This window comes from Roseibium sp., from assembly GCF_025698965.1.
Lineage (GTDB): Bacteria > Pseudomonadota > Alphaproteobacteria > Rhizobiales > Stappiaceae > Roseibium.
Genome location: NZ_JAILWL010000522.1, coordinates 1 through 4,323 on the forward strand (window position 1 = coordinate 1; position 4,323 = coordinate 4,323).

General features: G+C 60.3%; 4 protein-coding genes and 1 pseudogene. All 5 read right to left on the reverse strand.

Features of this window, described 5'->3' with window-relative positions; genetic code table 11:
- Window positions 1-291, reverse strand: a pseudogene (locus tag K5905_RS28535) (hypothetical protein); the annotation flags it as partial.
- A complete protein-coding gene (locus tag K5905_RS28540; protein ID WP_297590745.1) occupies window positions 288-545 on the reverse strand; it encodes a DUF2249 domain-containing protein in 258 nt (85 codons plus the stop codon). The pseudogene K5905_RS28535 and the gene K5905_RS28540, both read right to left, overlap by 4 nt.
- Entirely contained in the window at window positions 542-1,510 is a 969-nt protein-coding gene (gene hcrB / locus K5905_RS28545) for a 4-hydroxybenzoyl-CoA reductase subunit beta (protein ID WP_297590748.1), read from the reverse strand. Before hcrB ends, K5905_RS28540 begins: the two co-directional genes overlap by 4 nt.
- The gene (gene hcrA / locus K5905_RS28550) at window positions 1,507-3,828 is read right to left on the reverse strand and encodes a 4-hydroxybenzoyl-CoA reductase subunit alpha (protein ID WP_297590751.1); all 2,322 of its coding nucleotides are present in this window, start codon (window positions 3,826-3,828) and stop codon (window positions 1,507-1,509) included. Before hcrA ends, hcrB begins: the two co-directional genes overlap by 4 nt.
- The gene (locus K5905_RS28555) at window positions 3,825-4,295 is read right to left on the reverse strand and encodes a 2Fe-2S iron-sulfur cluster-binding protein (protein ID WP_297590754.1); all 471 of its coding nucleotides are present in this window, start codon (window positions 4,293-4,295) and stop codon (window positions 3,825-3,827) included. Before K5905_RS28555 ends, hcrA begins: the two co-directional genes overlap by 4 nt.
- Window positions 4,296-4,323: the final 28 nt, after the last annotated feature.

Below are 4,323 nucleotides of genomic sequence, written 5' to 3' on the forward strand. Positions count from 1 at the left end.
GCTTAGGCGCGCGGGCCAATCGCGAACCAGGGGGCGGCGGGTGACAACGGGCAGAAGCTGGTAGCTGGCGCCGATTGCGGTCATTGCCAGCACCCCCAAAGTTGCCAGGTGGATTGCAGCAAGCACCAGCCCCGGTCCACCGCGGTATCCGGCCAGATCATCTGCGGCCAGCAGCAATACCGCCCAGGCCAGAACCTGGAAAAGGCAGGCCGCGAGGAAAAACCGAAACGGGATCGAGGCCGGCAACAGCCTGTCCTGGGCTCCACCAAGAAAACTTCCGGGCATACTCATGTTTCGGGCCTCAGTATCAAGCGGACCTCACCGGCGGTTCGCAGGGCATATTCATAGCGCCAGCCGCGTTCGATCAGCTCCGGGAACAGGAAAATCGGATTGCGGTCCAGATAAACGGTGATCGGACCGGTCTGCCCGGGTTGCTCGATGTGCCAGATGATCGCGACGAAGGGCTCGGGCGGCGGCAGGCCGCGGGTATCGATGTGTAGTCCATCAGCGGCCTGCCAGTAGGTTCCCGGTACTTCGTCATTCATAGCAGGGCTTTGGCGATCCGTATTGTCAGGGCTGCAGCCGACAATCTGCGGTAATGCGGTGCAATCGTAGTTGTGCGCTGGGGCGACACCGCCTTCTGCACCTGTTTGCCGAGCGCTGTGAAATAGGCCTCGCGATCACTTTCACCGCCCAGTGCCTCCTCAGGCTCGATCAGGATCGGCATGGAATTGGTGCCGGTGATGGCCACCGTGAACCGGACCGCGCCATCGGCGGATTTGCTGCAGGCAACAGCGACCCCGGCCAGTGGAAAGTCGATCGAACCACGCACCCGGATTTTCTCATAGTCCGAGGCTGGGCCAGGTGGCGGCAAATGCACCGCAGCAACGATCTCGCCGGCGGCAAGTTTCAGGTGGTCGGCGCCATCTTCGTGATAGAAATCCGCCAGCCGCATACGACGGCGGCAATCGGACCCAACGATTTCGATCTCGGCACCGTGGACCATCAGGGCTGGCGCCAGATCACCAGTGAAGGCAGCCCGGCAGCGGTTTCCATTGGGGGCGACGTGGCAGATTTCACCCTTGTATTTCAGGCAGAAGTCGTTGGATTTGCGCCACCAATGGCTTTGATTGTAATAGACGCAACGGGTGTCCAGGCACAGGTTGCCGCCGAGTGTAGCCACCGTGCGATGGGTTGGCCCGGCAATCACCGCGGCAGCCTTGGCCACCGCCGGATAGTCGCGGGAAATCTCTGCGTTGTTTTCTATTTCGGCCAAGGTTACCCCGGCACCGATGCTGAGACCCGTCTCGGTTGCTTCGATGGTTTTCAGCGCTGCAACGTTGCCAAGGTCTACTAGTGTGGTGGCCTCGCACAGACCCCTGCGCAGCTGGACAACCAGATCGGTGCCACCGGCACTGACGGCAACGTCCGGGGTCTCGTTCAACGCGGCGACCGCCTCGGCCAGAGTGGTCGGAGCGAGCAGTTGAAATTGCGGCAGAGCTTCGGTCATGTCGCGGCCTCCTTGCGGCGGAGGTTCCGCCGGTACTTTGTCAAAGCCTCGAGCACCCTGTCCGGGGTGACGGGAAGGAAATTCACATCCATGCCGATAGCATCGGCCACGGCATTGACCAGCGCGGGGGGGAAGCCGGACAGCGCGCCTTCGCCTGCCTCCTTGGCTCCGAATGGCCCCAGCGGGTCGATGCTTTCGACGATCTGAACATCTATGGGCGGTGATTCTGCCATCGTGGGCACCCGGTAGTCGATCAGGTTGGCATGGGCAGGAAGGCCCTCGAGATAACTGGTTTCTTCACACAGGCCCTGACCCATACCCATCCAGACCGAACCTTCGATCTGACCTTCGACCGCCAGCGGGTTGATGGCATAGCCACAATCCAGCGCGACCCAGACCTTTTCGACATCGATTTGGCCGGTGGTTTCCTCGATGCTGACCTCAACCACTTGCGTGGCATAGGAAAAGCCCATGGTGGAGCCGACCGCACCGCCGCGGTGCTTGCCGCCCTGGGCTTCGACCGGGGTCGAGAAGGTGCCTTTGACGGTGATCGTTCCTTCCTTGGCCAGGGCCGCGATGGCGACATCGTGAAATGGAAGTTCCGATTGCGAGCTGCCTTTGACAAAGAAGGTTTCGGCCTCGCATTCGACCTCAGAAGGGTCCACGTCGAGCAACCCGGCAGCAGCGTCGATCAGCTTGGCACGCATTGCCTTGGCGGCCTCAATCGCGGCATTGCCGACCATAAAGGTGACCCGGCTGGAATAGGAGCCATTATCCTTGGGTGTAATAACGCTGTCATTGGTGACCACACGGACCCGGCCCAGATCTATGCGCAGGATCTCGGCTGCGGCCTGTGCCACAATTGTGGTTGAGCCCTGACCGATATCCGAGGCCCCTGTAAGCACTGTGACCGAGCCGTCAAAATCAAGTTTCATCGAGACAACCGCATGCGGCTCGCCGGTCCAGTGCACTGGTTTGGCGGCGCCCGAGACGTAATGCGAACAGGCCATTCCCAGCCCGCGGCCCTTTGGCATGTTGCCTCTGCGTTCAACCCAGCCGCTGGCCTTCTCGACCTTGTCGAGGCATTCATCAAGCCCATAGGAATTCACCATCAGCCCGTTGGCGGTAAACAGCGGTGCCTTGAGCAGGTTCGCGCGGCGCACGGCAAACGGATCAAGACCGAGATCCCGGGCCATGCGGTCAATGAGTGCTTCGAATGAATGGCGCACATCCACCGTGCCATGACCGCGCATCGCGCCGCAGGGCGGGTGATTGGTGTAAACCCGGTAGCCGTCATATTTGATGTTCGGAATATCATAGAGACCGTGCAGCAACGCGCCAGCGTACAGGATAGTGACCAGCCCGTAACCGGCATAGGCACCTCCGCTCATCACCGTCTCGCATTCAACGGCGGTAATTCTGCCGGTCTTGGTCATGCCGACCTTCAGCTTGACCTGGGTGTTGGGTCGCCCCCGGTGCGTGATGAAACTTTCTTCGCGCGAGAGCTGCATCATCACCTTGCCGCCGGCCGCGCGGGCCAAAAGTGCTGCGATAATCTCGAAATTCAATGTTTCGGTTCGGGCACCGAAGCCGCCACCGACAAAGGGTTTGATCACCCGTACCCGCGAACTGTCCATATCGAGACACCGCGCCAGCATCAGATGGACATAAAACGGCACCTGAGTGACCGAGTGGAAGGTCAGCCGATTGCGCACCGGGTCATAGTCTGCCAGCGCTGCATGCGGCTCCATCTGTGCGTGATTGATCTCGGCGCAGTCGAAACTTTCCTCGCGCACAATGTCAGCCTCGTCAAAGCCGTCCGAGACTGAACCGAAGGTATGGTGTACTTCGCGTTCTAGATTACCCGCCTTGTCGTCATGCAAAAGTGGCGCGTCAGGCTTGCGCGATTCTGCCGGAGTGTAGCAAGCAGGCAGTTCTTCGATTTCAACCTCGATCAATTCAAGCGCTCGGGCGGCGGTTTCCGCATCGTCGGCAGCAATCGCTGCGATCGGTTCGCCGCGATAGCGGATGCGGTCGCGAGCCATCGGGTATTCGTTCATTGCGATCGGGATCACGCCATAGGTCTTGTCGCAGTCCTGCCCCGTGATCACCACCCGAACCCCGTCGAGTGCTTGGGCTCGCGAGGTGTCGATCGACAGGATCCGGCCATGGCTGACCGGAGCACGCAGAATGCGGCCGGTCAGTGCGTCGCGAGTGTCCAGATCTCCGGTATAGAGAGCCTTGCCAGTGACTTTTTCGATGCCGTCAATCAGCGGAACCGGGCGGCCGATTGCGGACATGTCAGCTTTCACGCTCATTGGCGCGCCTCCGCTGCAGCAACCTGCACCGACTTGATGATCTTCACGTAGCCCGTGCAGCGGCAGATGTTACCGCCCAAAGCGATCTTTATTTCGGTCTCGCTTGGGTCGGGATTTGTGCGCAGCAGCCCTTCGGCGGCCATGATCATGCCTGGTGTGCAGTAGCCGCACTGGGCACCCAGATTTTCGTGAAAAGCGCGCTGCAAAGGCGACAGTTGTCCATTGCGTGCCTGCCCTTCGATGGTTTCAATCTCGGCGCCTTCGCAATTGGCTGCCAGAGTGATGCATGACAGACGGGGCTGACCGTTGACAAGGACCGTGCAGGCACCGCACTCACCGCCGTCGCAACCCTTCTTGGCGCCGGTCAGTACCTGACGCTCGCGCAGAAAATCGACCAGTAGCAGGTTGTCCGGCACCACGTCATCCACAGCACGGCCGTTGATTTTCAGATTGAGGATTCGCTTCATTCTGGCAACCTTCCCGCATTTTATTCTA

Excerpts from the sequence above, each read along its gene's own strand:
- K5905_RS28555 (WP_297590754.1), bottom strand. The coding sequence starts at position 4,295 with ATGAAGCGAATCCTCAATCTGAAAATCAACGGCCGTGCTGTGGATGAC.
- hcrA (WP_297590751.1), bottom strand. The coding sequence starts at position 3,828 with ATGAGCGTGAAAGCTGACATGTCCGCAATCGGCCGCCCGGTTCCGCTG.
- K5905_RS28540 (WP_297590745.1), bottom strand. The coding sequence starts at position 545 with ATGAATGACGAAGTACCGGGAACCTACTGGCAGGCCGCTGATGGACTA.
- hcrB (WP_297590748.1), bottom strand. The coding sequence starts at position 1,510 with ATGACCGAAGCTCTGCCGCAATTTCAACTGCTCGCTCCGACCACTCTG.